Here is a 12,949-nt window from a genome sequence, read left to right on the forward strand (position 1 = left end):
GAAGGGGCCCGCTCGCGAAGCGAGTGGGAAGGATGAGGGGGACTGAGTCTCACTCCCCCTCACCCTTCCGCCGACTAACGTCGGCTCCCTCCCTCTCCCACAAGGGGAGAGGGAATTTAACGAAACAACCCCAAATCGATCGCCTCGCCCATCGCGGTCTCGCCGCGGCCGTCGGGGTGGAGATTGTCGCCGCCCTGCATATTGGCCGCCAGCCGCTTCGGATTGGCGGGATCGGCCATGACTTTCTCCATGTCGATCACGGCGTCGAACGCCTTCGCGGTGCGGATCCAGGCGTTGACCTGCACCCGCATCGCCTCGCCTGCGGGCGTCTGGTACATCGCGCCCTCATAGGGCAGGATCGTCATCGCATAGACCTTGATGCCGCGCTCCCGCGCGCGCAGCGCCAGCTGCTTGTAGCCCGCGAGGAGCTGGTCGGCGGTGATCGTGGGGCGCAGCGCGCCCTTCACCACGCGCCCCGAATTGCCGATGTCGTTGATCCCTTCGAGCAGCACGACATGGCTGACCCCCGGCACCGCGAGCACGTCGCGGTCGAAGCGCGACAGCGCGCTCGGGCCGGTGCCGTTCGCGAGGATGCGGTTGCCCGAGATCGCCTGCGTCACCACCACGTGCGGCTTGCCCGCCGCCGCCAGCCGCCGACCGAGCACGTCGCCCCAGCGGCAGCGCGGCATCGCGTCGTTGGCGCAGCCGACATTGTCGGTGATCGAATCGCCGAAAGCCACCACCACCGGCCGCGGTTTGTCGGTCAGCACGTCGAGCCCGGCGATCAGCGGCCGCAGGCGCCATTTCTCCACGGGCGCGGGGAAGTCCGCCTGGGTGTGATCGCCCGGCGGCGAGATCAATGTCTGCTCGCCGACCACGTCATGGACGGTGACCAGCGGCGTCGACTCGGGGAAGAACAAAGAGACCTCGACCACGTCGAACGCCTTGACCGGCAGCGCGATCGGATCGCTCACCAAAGGCGCGCCTTCGGGCACGCGCACCGACGCCTGCCCGTCGAAGGTCACCTTCACCGCCTTGCCCCCGGCCAGGCGGACCGACGCCGCGCCCACGGAGAGCGCCGGGCCATAGTCATTGGCGAGCCGCAGCCGGAGCTGGCGCCCGCCCGCGCCGACGCGCACCGCCGAGCGGATCGTGACGTTCTCGAGCGAGCGTACCTGGTCGTCGGCGACCTGCCACATGCTCGCGGTCCAGGCGCGGGTCCAGCGCTCCTTGGCCGGTGCTGCCGCCACCAGCAGCATCGCCGCCGCGGCCGCGATCGTCCGCATCCACCGCATCGCATTCTCCCCCGTTTCGATTGTCGTCAGCGCCCGCGCAGGCGCCTCACCAGACCTTGACGCGCTTCTCGGGCGTCAGGAACAGCTTCTGCCCTTCCCTGACGTCGAAGGCCGGATACCAGGCGTCGAGGTTGCGCACGGTCTGGGCGCGCCAGCGCGCCGGCGCGTGGGCATCGGTGGCGACGCGTCCGCGGAGCGCCTGCTCGCGCGACTTGTCGCGCCATGCCTGGGCGTAGGCGAGGAAGAAGCGCTGGTCGCCGGTCAGCCCGCCGATCACCGGCGCCTCCTTGCCGCCCAGCGAGGCGCGGTACGCCTCATAGGCGGCGGTGAGCCCGGCGACGTCGGCGATGTTCTCGCTCAGCGTCTGCTGGCCGTTGATGAACAGGCCGGGCAGCACCTCATAGGCGTTGAACTGCGCGACGAGCGCCTGCCCGCTCGCCTTGAACCGCGCAAGGTCCTGCGGGGTCCACCAGTTGCGCAGGCGGCCGGTGGCGTCGAAATTGGCGCCGAGATCGTCGAAGCCGTGGCTGATCTCGTGCCCGATCACCGCGCCGATCGCGCCGTAATTGGCCGCGGCATCGGCGCCCGGATCGTAGAAGGGCGCCTGGAGGATCGCGGCGGGGAAGTTGAGCGCGTTCTGCAGCGGCAGGTTGACCGCGTTGACCGTCTGCGGCGTCATCCACCATTCGCCGCGATCCACCGGTTTGCCGATCTTGGCGAGCTGGTGGCGATATTCGGCAAGTTGGGCGCGACGGAGGTTGCCCACCGGATCGTCGGCCTTGACCTCGAGGCTCGCATAGCTCCGCCACGCCTCGGGATAGCCGATCCCCACCTTCATGCCCGCGATCTTCCGGCGCGCCTCGGCCTTGGTCGATTCGGCCATCCAGGGGAGCGCCGCGACGCGCTTGTCGAACGCGGCGAGGATGCCCTTCACCATGTTCTGGATGTCGGCCTTGGACGAGGCCGGGAAGAAGTCCTTCACATAGAGCTGGCCGACCGCGTCGCCGAGCCAGTTGTTGACGCTGCCGATCGCTCGCTTGTCGCGCGGGCGGGGCTTGGGCTGGCCGTTCAGCGTATGGCTGAAGAACTCGAAATGCGCCTGGTCGAACGAAGCGGGCAGCACGTCGGTGACTTCGTTGATGCGGTGGAAGGTGAGCCAGTCCTGCCACGCCTGGAGCGGCTCGCTGCCCGCCAGCTTCGCCACCGCGATCACCGTTTGCGGGTGCCAGACGATGAAATCCTGCTGCGTGGCCAGGCCCGCGGCGCTCCAGAAGGCGTCCCAGTCGATCCCAGGCGCCTTCTTCGCGAAGTCGGCCTTCTTCCAGGGATTGTTCGCCTTGTGGATGTCCTGCGACGTGACGATGTCGGCGTGCGCGCGGGCGATCTTGGTCTCGAGCTCGAACACGCGCTGCGCCCGGGCATCGGGCTCGGTGATGTTGGCGAGGCTCAGCAGCTTGCCGATATAGGCGCGATACTGGTTGCGGATCGTCGCCATCTCGGGCTTAGCCGAGAGATAATAGTCACGCTCGGGCAGCCCGAGCCCGCCCTGGAGCAGATAGGGCACGCTGACATCGGGGCGGTCGAGCGCCTGCGTCACGAACAGGCCGAACAGGTTCTCGGTCTGGAAATTGGTGGCATTGAGCGGATCGACATCGGCGCGAATATTGGCGCCGAGCATCGTCGACAGCGCCGTCCTGTCCTTGAGCGCGGCGATCGCGTCCATCTCGGCGCCGAGCGGCGTCAGCCCGCGCTGCTCGATCGCGGCGGTGTCGGTGAAGGCGCTGAACCAGTCGGCGATGCGGCGCTGATCGGTGCCGACGGCGGCATTGGCCTTGAGCGCCGCCTGGACGATCGCGACGTTGTTCGCCTCAGCCTTGTTGTAGACCTCCAGGAATGCGCCGGTGCTCGAACGGTCCGCGGGGATCTGGGTCCGCGCGCGCCAGCCGCCATTGGCGAACTCGTCGAAATCGTCGCCCGGCTTCACGCTCTTGTTGAGCCCCGTAACGTCGACGCCGATTCCCGTGCCCGCGGCGACGGTGGCGTCGTTCCCGGCCTGCCCGCCGGGGGTGCAGGCGGCGGTTGCGAGAAGCAGGGCAAACAGGGCCGCGCGAGTCGTCACGTTGAGGCTCTCCCACTCAATCCAGTCGTGCTGCGTGCTACTCTGGCACGAAGGCGCGCGCCAGTCCTTCCCAAGCAGCTGGCCGCAGTGTAGGCAGGACTAAACTAGGACAGGAAGGATGCCCTAATGAGCGCTCCGGTGCTCGATACGAAGGTGTCGCCCGAGGGAGAGGAATATCGCGCCCGCGCCGCGCACAACCGCGCGCTGGCCGAGCGGCTGCGCGCCGATGTGGCGCAGGCGGCGCTCGGCGGCTCCGAGGCCGCGCGCGAACGCCACACCAGCCGCGGCAAGCTGCTGCCGCGCGAGCGGGTCGAGTGGTTGCTCGATCCCGGCGCACCGTTCCTCGAGATCGGCCAGCTCGCCGCATGCGACATGTACCAGGGCGAAGTCCCCGGCGCGGGGATGATCGCGGGGATCGGCCGCGTCTCGGGACGCACCGTCATGATCGTCTGCAACGACGCGACGGTGAAGGGCGGCACCTATTACCCCATGACGGTCAAGAAGCATCTCCGCGCGCAGGAGATCGCCGAGGCCAATCGCCTGCCCTGCATCTACCTGGTCGATTCGGGCGGCGCCAATTTGCCCCACCAGGCCGAGGTCTTCCCCGACCGCGACCATTTCGGGCGGATCTTCTTCAATCAGGCCAACATGTCGGCGCTGAGCATCCCGCAGATCGCCTGCGTGATGGGCAGCTGCACCGCAGGCGGCGCCTACGTCCCCGCGATGAGCGACGAGAGCGTGATCGTGCGCAACCAGGGCACGATTTTCCTTGCCGGCCCGCCGCTGGTGAAGGCTGCGACGGGCGAAGTGATCAGCGCCGAGGATCTTGGCGGCGGCGATCTGCACGGGCGCAAATCAGGCGTGGTCGATCATGTCGCCGAGAATGACGAGCACGCGCTGACGATCGTCCGCGACATCGTCAGCCATCTGCCCGCCGATCGCACACCCGACCTGGCACTGATCGGGCCCCGGCCACCCAAATACGCGCCGGAGGAGCTCTACGGCATCGTCCCCGAGGACGTCCGCGCGCCCTATGACGTGCACGAGGTGATCGCGCGGATCGTCGACGGCAGCGAGTTTCACGAGTTCAAATCGCTCTACGGCACCAGCCTCGTCTGCGGCTTCGCGCATATCTGGGGCATGCCGGTCGGGATCATCGCCAATAACGGCATCCTGTTCTCGGAGAGCGCGCAGAAGGGCGCCCACTTTATCGAGCTCGCCTGCCAGCGCCGCGTGCCCCTGCTCTTCCTCCAGAACATCTCGGGCTTCATGGTCGGCGGCAAGTACGAGGCGGAAGGCATTGCGAAACATGGCGCAAAGCTGGTGACCGCCGTCGCCACCGCGAGCGTGCCCAAGGTCACCGTCCTCATCGGCGGCAGCTTCGGCGCGGGCAATTACGGCATGTGCGGGCGGGCCTATTCGCCCCGCTTCCTGTTCAGCTGGCCCAACAGCCGCATCTCGGTGATGGGCGGCGAGCAGGCGGCCTCGGTGCTCGCGACCGTCCACCGCGACGCCGAGAAATGGACGCCCGAGGAGGCCGAGGCCTTCAAGGCGCCGATCCGCCAGCGCTACGAAGACGAAGGCAACCCTTGGCACGCCACCGCGCGGCTATGGGACGACGGCATCATCGATCCGGCGCAGACGCGCGACGTGCTGGGCCTGGCCTTCGCAGCGACGCTGAACGCGCCGATACCCGAACGTCCCGCGTTCGGGGTGTTCCGGATGTGATGGAAAACGAGCCCACCTCATTCCTCCCCGAGCTTGTCTCGGGGAGGGGGACCGCCCGGCGCAGCCGGGTGGTGGAGGGGCAGGCGCGAACGCGCCTCGGCCACTATTCCGCGGACAACACCATCGAGATCGCGCAAAACCTCGGTAGCAGGCACCCGAAAGGTCGAGATACCGCTAGCCGCCAACCAGGCATCACGGCGCGAATCCCGTTCGGGACGGTCACCACGGCCATGAATCTCGCCGTCGACTTCGATCGCCAGCCGCGCATCGCTGCAATAGAAGTCGAGGCTGAATTCTCCGGTCGGATGTTCGTGCCGAAACTTCAGGCCATCCGGCCTCGTACGCAGAACTCGCCAAATCAGTATCTCCGGCAGGCTCATCTGACGGCGTCGCGCCCGGCTTTGGTGCACCGCGCGTCTGCTTCCCCTCGGCGATCGGTCCTTGAACATCGCTCCCGCCCCTCCACCATGCTTCGCATGGTCCCCCTCCCCGAGACAAGCTCGGGGAGGAATTGAAAGGTCCGCTATGAAGCTTGTCGTCGCAGCTGCCCTCGCCCTGCAAACCACCCCCGTCGCCCCGATCGTGAAGGGCACCGCCCTGCCCCCGCCCGCTTCCGAGGAAGCCGCGGTCCTGGTGCCGATCAACGGCCTGTTCGCGGCGATCGCGAAACGCGACGGGCAGGCGGCGCTGCCCTTCGTCCGCGCCGAGGGCCGCATTACCGGGGCCGGCAACAGGCCGGACGGGTCGCCGGTGGTAAACGGTCGCGGCTGGGCCGATTATGCCGGCACGCTCAAGCCGGGCCCCGAGCGCTACGAGGAGCGCATGCCCAATCCGGCGATCGAGGTGGACGGCGACATCGCCATGGCATGGGGCGACTATGTCTTCCTGGTCGACGGCAAGGTCAGCCATTGCGGCGTCAACCATTTCGACCTCGTCCGCGAGAACGGCGCGTGGAAGATCCTCAACGTCACCTGGTCGCGCCGCACCACCGGTTGCCCGGGCAAGTGATGCGCGACCGCCTCTTCCTGCTCGAAAGCACGTTCGCCGACCCCGCGCTGCCGGGGCGCACCTTCTATTGCCGCGACTGCATCACGATCGAAGGCCTGCTCGCCGCTCTTCCCGATCGCGCCGCCAAACTCGAAGTGATCCGCATCCCCTATCCGCGGCCCCGCGCAGCGGTGATCGAAGCGATTGGTGAGGCGAACCAGAACCTTCCGGCGCTGGTCTGGGACGGCGGCTTCGCCAACGAGATCGAGCCGCTGCTCGCGGCGCTTCACACGCGCCACGGCTTTCCGGAACGCCATCCATGATCACTTCCCTCCTCATCGCCAATCGCGGCGAGATCGCCTGCCGGATCATCCGCACCGCGCGGGCGCTGGGGGTGCGCACGGTCGCGGTCTATTCGGATGCCGACGCGAACGCGCTGCACGTGCGGCAGGCCGACGAGGCGGTGCACATCGGCCCCTCGCCGGCGCGCGAGAGCTATCTCGTGGGCGAGAAGATCATCGCTGCCGCCCAGGCGACCGGCGCCGAGGCGATCCATCCCGGCTATGGCTTCCTCTCCGAGAATGCCGATTTCGCGCAGGCGGTGATCGACGCGGGGCTGGTCTGGATCGGCCCCAGGCCCGACAGCATCCGTGCGATGGGATTGAAGGACGCCGCCAAGGCACGGATGATCGCCGCGAGGGTGCCGGTCACGCCCGGCTATCTCGGCGAGGACCAGTCGCCCGAGCGCCTCAGGGCCGAGGCTGATGCGATCGGCTATCCGGTGCTGATCAAGGCAGTGGCGGGCGGCGGCGGCAAGGGCATGCGCCGCGTCGACGCCTCGGCCGAGTTCGATGATGCGCTCGCCAGCTGCAAGCGCGAGGCGGCCTCGTCCTTCGGCGACGATCGCGTGTTGCTCGAGAAGTACATCCTCTCGCCGCGCCACATCGAAGTGCAGGTGTTCGGCGACGCGCACGGCAACGTCGTCCACTTGTTCGAGCGCGATTGCTCGCTCCAGCGCCGCCACCAGAAGGTGATCGAGGAGGCCCCCGCCCCCGGCATGGACGAAGCGACGCGCGAGGCGATCTGCGCGGCGGCGGTGCGCGCGGCCAAGGCGGTGGACTATGTCGGCGCGGGCACGATCGAGTTCATCGCCGACGCCAGCGAAGGCCTGCGCGCCGACCGCATCTGGTTCATGGAGATGAACACGCGGCTCCAGGTCGAGCATCCGGTGACCGAGGAGATTACCGGGCAGGATTTGGTCGAGTGGCAGCTGCAGGTGGCGAGCGGCGAGATGCTGCCGAAGCGGCAGGAGGAGCTCGAGATCAGCGGCCACGCCATGGAGGCCCGCCTCTATGCCGAAGATCCATCCGCGGGCTTCCTGCCGTCGATCGGGCCGCTCACCGAGTTCGATCTCAACGACGGCATGGTCCGCGCGGACACCGGCGTGGAGGAAGGCGGCGAAGTCTCGCCCTTCTATGATCCTATGATAGCAAAGCTGATCGCGCATGCCGCGACGCGCGAGGACGCCATCGAACGGCTCTCACACGCGTTGCTCGGCAGCAGCGTCTGGCCGGTGAAGACCAACGGCGCTTTCCTGCTCAAGGCCCTCGCCGATCCCGATTTCGCCTCCGGCAACCTCGACACCGGGCTGATCGCGCGCAAGGGCGAAGCGCTGATGCCGTCGAGGCTGCCGGCGGAGGACACGCTGCGCGGTGCCGCCTGGCGCCTCGTCGAGGCCAGCGCACCGGCGCGCGCGCCGAACCTGCCCGGGTTCCGGCTCAACGCGCCCCCGCATCTCGCCACCGTGCTCGATGTCGACGGCGTCCGCGTGGTCGTCGATTTCCGCGAGCGCGCCGAGAATTGGTACATGGAGCTGCATGACGACCGCACGCGGCTCAACGAGGGCGGCCAGACCTTTTCGATCGGCTTCGCCCGTTTCGACGGTGCGGCCGGCGCCACGGCCGGCGACGGCGCGATCCTCGCGCCGATGCCGGGCCGTGTGACCGCAGTCGAAGTGACCGCCGGCGATGCCGTCGCCAAGGGCCAGCGCTTGCTCACGCTCGAAGCGATGAAGATGGAGCATGGGCTCGTCGCGCCGTTCGACGGTGTGGTGGCGGAGCTGGACGCAGTGGCGGGTTCGCAAGTGAGCGAGGGTACGCTGCTGGTGCGGGTGGAGCGACAGGAGTAACTAACCGTTCGCCCTGAGCTTGTCGAAGGGCGGTCTTTTCCTTGTCGAACCGAAGGACGGTGCTTCGACAAGCTCAGCACGAACGGGACTTGAATGATGGCGGGACGCTTCTTCGACGAATGGCAGGTCGGCGACCGGATCGAGCATAGCCTCCGCCGCACGGTGACCGAGACCGACAACCTCCTTTTCTCTACCCTCACCCACAACACCCAGCCGCTCCACATCGACGCCGAGGCGGCGCGGGCGAGCGAGTTCGGGCAGATCCTCGTCAACGGGACCTTCACTTTCAGCCTGATGGTGGGGATCACGGTGGGCGACACCACCGCGGGGACGCTCGTCGCCAATCTCGGCTATGACAAGCTCGTCATGCCGAAGCCCGTCTTCCTCGGCGACACGCTGCGTGCGTCGAGCGAAGTGACCGACGTCCGCGCGAGCAAGTCGCGGCCCGGCCAGGGTATCGTCACCTGGCGGCACCAGATGCACAACCAGCGGGACGAATTGGTGTGCGAATGCCTGCGCTCGGCCTTGCTCCGCGCGCGTCCCTAGGCGACGCGGCGCTCGCGCGGGGCGGGATTGGAAAACTCCATCTCCTGGTCGATCCCCCCGAACTTCAGCGCCATCACGTCGAGCGTGTAATTCTGGTGCACCCGCCACGGCTTCCGCGTGCCTTGTCGCGGCAGATGCGCGGCGGCGCGCTGGACATAGCCCGAGGTGAAATCGAGGAAGGGCATCTCCTCGACGGGCTCCTTCAGCCGCGGCGTGACCTGGCGCACGCCGCGCTTGCGCATCGCGTTGAGGAGCCGAGTCATATAGTTCGCCGTCAAATCGGCCTTCAGCGTCCAGCTGGCATTGGTGTAGCCGAACGAGATCGCGAAATTCGGCACGTCGGAGAACATCATGCCCTTGTAGGTCATGTGCTTGACGGGCTCGAAAAGCTTGCCGTCGACGGTGACCGGCATGCCGCTCAGCAACTGGATTTCCAGCCCGGTGGCGGTGACGATCAGGTCCGCCTCGAGCTCCCTGCCCGATGCGAGCCGGATCCCGCTTTGGGTGAAGCGATCGATCGTGTCGGTGACGACGCTCGCCTTGCCCTCGCGGATCGACGCGAACAGGTCCGCGTCAGGGACGAGGCAGAGCCTCTGGTCCCAGGGATTGTAGCTGGGCGTGAAATGCGTGCCGACATCGTAATCGGGGCCGAGCTCGTCGCGGACCATGTCGATGATCGCCTGCTTGGCCTTTTCGGGCCGCTTGCGCGCGATGCGGTAGAAATATTGCTGGAGCAGGACGTTCTTCCAGCGGGTCAGGCCATAGGCCGTCTTGGCGGGCAATTTGCTCCGCAGCCAGTTGGCGATCTTATCCTCGGAGGGCCGCGCGACGATATAGGTCGGCGAGCGTTGGAGCATCGTCACGTGCGCCGCCTGCCTGGCGAGCTCGGGCACCAGGGTCACTGCGGTCGCCCCGCTCCCGATCACGACGACGTGCTTGCCGGCATAATCGACGTCGTCGGTCCAGAATTGCGGGTGGACGATCTGCCCCTTGAAGTCCTCGGCGCCGGGGAAGTCGGGCGTGTAGCCCCGGGCGTAGTTGTAATAGCCGGTGGCCATGAACAGGAAGCTGCAGGTGAAGGTCACCTCGCCTTCCTCGCGCTCGGCGAGCACCGTCCACAGCGCGTCCTCGCTCGACCAAGCGGCGCTCTTGACGCGGTGGCGGTAACGGATGTGCCGGTCCACGCCGTGCTCGCGCGCGGTCTCGTCGAGATAGCGCAGGATCGCCGGGCCGTCGGCGATCGCCTTGGCGCCGGTCCAGGGGCGGAAGGAGAAGCCCAAAGTGTACATGTCCGAATCCGAACGGATGCCCGGATAGCGGAACAGGTCCCAGGTTCCCCCCAGCCGCTCGCGCCCCTCGAGGATCACATAGCTGCGATCGGGGCTGTTCGCCTGCAGATGATAGCCCGCGCCGATGCCGGAGATCCCGGCCCCCACCACCACGACGTCGAAATGCTCGGTCATGCGCCTCTCCTGGTTGGCTGCTTACAGAACTGTAAGTAGCTGAACCAGTCCATCCGCCACATTTTCGTCATCCCGGCGAAAGCCGGGATCCAGAGCCAAGCAGTACGACGGAGCAGAGCAACTCTGGGCCCCGGCTTTCGCCGGGGTGACGGGGAGCCTAGTAATCCCGCGAATAGCGCAGGCTGACGCTCGATCCGCCGAACGAGGCGGTTTGCGAGAGCAGGCTCAGCGAGCGGGTGAGCGAGATCTCGAGCTGGGTGGCGGTGAAGCCGCGGGCGTCGGTGATGATCTCGATATAGATGTCGTTGGTGATGTACTTGCCCGCCGCGAGCGAGGTGCCGCGGCCGCTGGTGTCGTCGGCGCCGAGGATGCGCAGGCGATCGATCCCGGTCGCCGAGCGGAGCTGGCCGAGCGGGTTCAGCCCGCCGCCCGTGCCGCTCAGCGAATTGACCGCCGCGGCGAGCTGGATCGCCTCGGTGGCGGAGAGGTTGGTCACGTTGGTGCCGAAGAACAGCCGCGCCAGCACTTCCTCCTGCGGCAGGCTAGGAGACGAGGTGAAGGCGATCCGCGGCTGCTGTGCGGTGCCCGAAATGTCGATGATCGCGGTGATGCCCTCGGCGGTGGTGCTCGCCTCGACGTCGATCGTCGGGTTCGACAGCTGGTTCCCCTGGAAGCGGATATTGCCGCGCGTGACGTCGAACCGGCGGCTGGCGAAGCTGTAGGTGCCGCGGATGATCTCCATCGAGCCGCGGACCTCGGGCGCCGCGGTGGTGCCACGCACGAAGACGCGCGCGCTCCATTCGGATTCGAGCCCCATGCCCGATACGAACAGCCGGTTGTCGGCGACGAGGCGCAGATCCAGGTCGAACACGTTGCTCGCCCGCGCCGTCGCGGAAGGCCTCGCCTGGCCGTTCGCGGCCATCTCGCTGCGGCGGCGGATGCCGGTGAGCTGCGGGATCTCGGCGGCGCCTTGGCGGATGATCTGGTAGCGCGCCTCGGGGATGGTCAGCCGCCCTTCGATCTTGGCGACCTGCGGGTTCTTGGTGATCGTGATCCGCCCCGTCGCCGTCGCGCCGAGCGCGTCGCTGTGCGCGAGCCGGGCATTGTTGAAGTCGGCGGTCAGCGTCATCGGATAGCCGTTCGCCGCCGACAGGCCGATGCGGCCCTGCGCAGTGATCGTGCCCTCGCCCGCCCGGCCATTGGCCTGCTCGAGGATCAGCTCGTCGTCCGAGAAACGGCCCGCGATCGACAGGTTCGTGATCTGCGTCCCATAGGTCTCGTTGCCGTAGGTGAGGTTCTCGCCGCGCACGACACCGGCAAGGTCAGGCTCGCGCACCCGGCCGGAGAAGTCCGCCGCGATGCCGATCGCGCCGGTCAAATGCTGGTTGGTCAGCCCCGCCAGCGAGAAGGGAACCGCGGCCGGGCCGTTGTAGCGGATGCCGCCCGAGAGCGGTGCGCCCATCAGCCGTTCGCTCCACGAACCCGCACCCGGGCCGAGCGGTCGCAGCGTCGCCACCACGCGGCCGATCGTCGTGGTCCCGCGCTTGATCAGCGCGCGGGCGTCGCCGCCGTCGGGAAGCACCTTGCCGACGAAGCTGATGTCGACCGGGGTCGAGACCATGGCAAGGCTGGAGCGCGTGAAATTGTCGATCTCCAGCCGCGCGTCGGCGCTGGGGAAGGCATCCGCATTTGACTGCGCGAAGTCGAGGCTGCCGCTCGCGATCCCGTCCACCCCGAGCCCGGGGACCAGACCGTTGACGACCTCGAGGTCGAGCTTGTCGAGCCGCGCCTGGAGCGCCATGCCGGTGCCGTAGCTGCCCGCCAGCCGCACGGTACCCTGGTCGAAATCGACCTGGGTCGGCAGCAGGCGATAGGTGTCGCCGGCGATCTGGATGCGCGCCGGATTGGCGGTGCGGAACTTGACGCCGCTCCCCTGCCCCTGCAGCGCCACCAGCCATTGCTCGGGCGAGAGCCGCGCATTCGCCGCGATCTGGAAGGGCACGCCCGACGAGCCGGTGGCAACCGCCTGCGCGGTGCCGCTGCCGCCCTGATAGTCGATCTTGGCGCGCGCGGTCTTGAGCACGAAATCGCCGCTGCGCAGGTTCGCCAGCTGGATATCGGCCAGGATCTGCGGCGTCTCGGTCAGCACCAGATTCGCCGAGACGAGCGCGCGCCCGATGGTGAGCCCGGCATCGCCGGGGATCACCGCGTTGAGCGCGCGCGCCTGGATTGCCGCCGCCTGGAAACGACCCTGCGCGGCGAGATCGGCGCTGCCGACGACGCCTGAGCCTTCGAAGCGCAATCGCCCGGTAAAGGGCCCGGCCGCGGTCTGCTGGAGGTTGCCGGCGATATCCATGCCGGCGAAGCGCGCGCTCTCGACGTCGATCGCGAGCGTTCGGCCGCTGCGCACCACGACATTGGCGTTGAACGGCCCGTATCGGGTCCCGCCCGTTGCCGCGACCGCCCAGGCATTGCCGCGCCCGCGGATCCGCGCCTCGAGGTCGACAAGCCCGACGCCCAGCCCCGGCCGGGGCGCGCGCAGCAGCACCTGCGGCGCATTGAGCGTCCCCGTCACCCGCGCGGTCAGCGGACCATAGGCGTTCGACACCGCATCGGCATTGAC

The 12,949-nt window shown here is 68.0% G+C and carries 10 protein-coding genes; 5 read left to right on the top strand and 5 right to left on the bottom strand.

Features of this window, described 5'->3' with window-relative positions; translation table 11 throughout:
- Positions 1–116 precede the first annotated feature (116 nt).
- Both MT490_RS01610 and MT490_RS01615 read right to left on the bottom strand, forming a co-directional pair.
- Complete coding sequence (locus MT490_RS01610) at positions 117–1,295, bottom strand: SGNH/GDSL hydrolase family protein (RefSeq protein ID WP_297383680.1); 1,179 nt, start codon at positions 1,293–1,295, stop codon at positions 117–119.
- Positions 1,296–1,341: 46 nt separating this feature from the next.
- On the bottom strand, positions 1,342–3,414 hold the full coding sequence (locus tag MT490_RS01615) for a M13 family metallopeptidase (RefSeq protein WP_297383682.1): 2,073 nt from the start codon (positions 3,412–3,414) through the stop codon (positions 1,342–1,344).
- Positions 3,415–3,540: 126 nt separating this feature from the next.
- Here MT490_RS01615 and MT490_RS01620 point away from each other — a divergent pair, with 126 nt between their 5' ends.
- Positions 3,541–5,142: a carboxyl transferase domain-containing protein gene (locus MT490_RS01620; protein WP_297383684.1), complete on the top strand. Its 1,602-nt coding sequence runs from the start codon at positions 3,541–3,543 to the stop codon at positions 5,140–5,142.
- A gap of 17 nt (positions 5,143–5,159) precedes the next feature.
- Here MT490_RS01620 and MT490_RS01625 read toward each other — a convergent pair whose 3' ends face one another.
- Positions 5,160–5,591 carry an endonuclease domain-containing protein gene (locus MT490_RS01625; RefSeq protein ID WP_297383686.1) on the bottom strand — a complete coding sequence of 144 codons (432 nt, stop codon included), beginning with the start codon at positions 5,589–5,591 and terminating at the stop codon, positions 5,160–5,162.
- A gap of 76 nt (positions 5,592–5,667) precedes the next feature.
- On the opposite strand from MT490_RS01625, the gene MT490_RS01630 reads away from it, so the two are divergent.
- The 4 genes from MT490_RS01630 (at position 5,668) to MT490_RS01645 (ending at position 8,863) form a co-directional block, all read left to right on the top strand.
- Positions 5,668–6,150, top strand: coding sequence for a nuclear transport factor 2 family protein (locus MT490_RS01630; RefSeq protein WP_297383688.1), 483 nt, complete (start codon positions 5,668–5,670; stop codon positions 6,148–6,150).
- The gene (locus tag MT490_RS01635; RefSeq protein ID WP_297383690.1) at positions 6,150–6,452 is read left to right on the top strand and encodes a DUF3088 family protein; all 303 of its coding nucleotides are present in this window, start codon (positions 6,150–6,152) and stop codon (positions 6,450–6,452) included. The genes MT490_RS01630 and MT490_RS01635 overlap by 1 nt, the downstream gene beginning before the upstream one ends.
- Positions 6,449–8,317, top strand: a complete 1,869-nt coding sequence (locus tag MT490_RS01640) for a biotin carboxylase N-terminal domain-containing protein (protein WP_297383692.1) — start codon at positions 6,449–6,451, stop codon at positions 8,315–8,317. Before MT490_RS01635 ends, MT490_RS01640 begins: the two co-directional genes overlap by 4 nt.
- A 96-nt stretch (positions 8,318–8,413) precedes the next feature.
- Positions 8,414–8,863 (top strand): MaoC family dehydratase, encoded by a 450-nt coding sequence (locus tag MT490_RS01645; protein WP_297383694.1) that lies wholly within the window; start codon positions 8,414–8,416, stop codon positions 8,861–8,863.
- Here the strand turns inward: MT490_RS01645 and MT490_RS01650 are convergent.
- Positions 8,860–10,326: an NAD(P)/FAD-dependent oxidoreductase gene (locus MT490_RS01650; protein ID WP_297383696.1), complete on the bottom strand. Its 1,467-nt coding sequence runs from the start codon at positions 10,324–10,326 to the stop codon at positions 8,860–8,862. The genes MT490_RS01645 and MT490_RS01650 overlap by 4 nt on opposite strands.
- A gap of 157 nt (positions 10,327–10,483) precedes the next feature.
- On the bottom strand, positions 10,484–12,949 hold a 2,466-nt coding region (locus MT490_RS01655), incomplete at its 5' end, for a translocation/assembly module TamB domain-containing protein (protein WP_297383699.1).

Origin of the sequence: Sphingomonas sp., from assembly GCF_026460985.1 — a bacterium.
Lineage (GTDB): Bacteria > Pseudomonadota > Alphaproteobacteria > Sphingomonadales > Sphingomonadaceae > Sphingomonas.

Coding starts and splice junctions, on each gene's coding strand:
- MT490_RS01610 (WP_297383680.1), bottom strand. CDS start 1,295: ATGCGGTGGATGCGGACGATCGCGGCCGCGGCGGCGATGCTGCTGGTG.
- MT490_RS01620 (WP_297383684.1), top strand. CDS start 3,541: ATGAGCGCTCCGGTGCTCGATACGAAGGTGTCGCCCGAGGGAGAGGAA.
- MT490_RS01625 (WP_297383686.1), bottom strand. CDS start 5,591: ATGTTCAAGGACCGATCGCCGAGGGGAAGCAGACGCGCGGTGCACCAA.
- MT490_RS01630 (WP_297383688.1), top strand. CDS start 5,668: ATGAAGCTTGTCGTCGCAGCTGCCCTCGCCCTGCAAACCACCCCCGTC.
- MT490_RS01635 (WP_297383690.1), top strand. CDS start 6,150: ATGCGCGACCGCCTCTTCCTGCTCGAAAGCACGTTCGCCGACCCCGCG.
- MT490_RS01640 (WP_297383692.1), top strand. CDS start 6,449: ATGATCACTTCCCTCCTCATCGCCAATCGCGGCGAGATCGCCTGCCGG.
- MT490_RS01645 (WP_297383694.1), top strand. CDS start 8,414: ATGGCGGGACGCTTCTTCGACGAATGGCAGGTCGGCGACCGGATCGAG.
- MT490_RS01650 (WP_297383696.1), bottom strand. CDS start 10,326: ATGACCGAGCATTTCGACGTCGTGGTGGTGGGGGCCGGGATCTCCGGC.